Source organism: Nocardiopsis prasina DSM 43845 (assembly GCF_000341265.1).
Classification (GTDB): Bacteria; Actinomycetota; Actinomycetes; order Streptosporangiales; family Streptosporangiaceae; genus Nocardiopsis; species Nocardiopsis prasina.
The window spans coordinates 1-982 of the sequence record NZ_ANAE01000005.1; the positions used below are offsets into that span (position 1 = coordinate 1).

Sequence of the window (982 nt, forward strand, 5' to 3'; positions counted from 1 at the left end):
CGCGGGGAGTCGGGGTAGGCGCGCCGCTGACCCGGGTGCTGGCCAGGGTGCTGGCCCGGATAGGGCTGGGGCGAATGGGGGTCGGGCGGGACGGCGCCGTAGTGGCGCTGTTCGGCGGACACCACGCGCTCCAGCTCGCCGCGGTCCAGGAAGATCCCCTGGCAGCCGTCACACCGGTCGATGTGGACGCCCTGACGGTCGTAGGTACGCATCTGGCTTTGGCACTTCGGACAGATCACCCCGAAAAGGTATGCCCGGGGTTGTCAAGGACGGGTAAGGAAGCCGGGCCCGCCGTGTGTCCTGCACGTGATCCACACGGCGGGCGGGCCCTGACGTACTCCCGGGGCGTTTCCGGGCGCCTACTCCGGGGAGGCGAGCATGAGCGAACGCGCGGCCTCGGTGACGCTGCCGGACAGCGACGGGTACACCGAGAAGGTGTGCGCGATGTCGTCGACGGTCAGGCGCTGCTGCACCGCGATGGACACGCCCAGGATGAGCTCGCTGGCGCGCGGGCCGACGATGACGCCGCCGAGGACGATCCCGGTGTGCTGACGGCAGATCAGCTTGACGAAGCCGTCCTTGACCTGGTTCATCTTGGCGCGCGGGTTGGTGTTCAGCGGCAGGGTGACGGTGCGGCCGTCGATCCGACCGCTGCGCACGTCGTCCTCGCTGGCGCCGACCGCGGCCAGCTCGGGGTGGGTGAACACGGTGGAGGCGACGGTGGACAGCTGGAGCGGGGAGACCGCCTCGCCGAGCGCGTGCCACATGGCGATGCGCCCCTGCATGGCGGCCACGGACGCCAGCATGTTCACGCCGGTGCAGTCACCGGCGGCGTACACGCCCGGGACGGTGGTGCGGGAGACCCGGTCGACCTCGACGAACCCGCCCCTGCCGAGGCGTACCCCGGCCTCCTCCAGGCCCAGGCCCTCGGTGTTGGGGATCATGCCGACGGTCATCAGGCAGTGGCTAACGTCCACCCTCC

2 protein-coding genes are annotated in these 982 nt (G+C 70.9%); both read right to left on the reverse strand.

The annotated features are described in order from the left end of the window. The coding region (locus D452_RS31055) for a TFIIB-type zinc ribbon-containing protein (protein ID WP_017542216.1) at positions 1-212 on the reverse strand (212 nt) is incomplete at its 3' end. A gap of 147 nt (positions 213-359) precedes the next feature. Beyond that, positions 360-982 (reverse strand): FAD-dependent oxidoreductase (locus tag D452_RS0100465; RefSeq protein WP_026128843.1); only part of this gene is annotated, 623 nt, incomplete at its 5' end.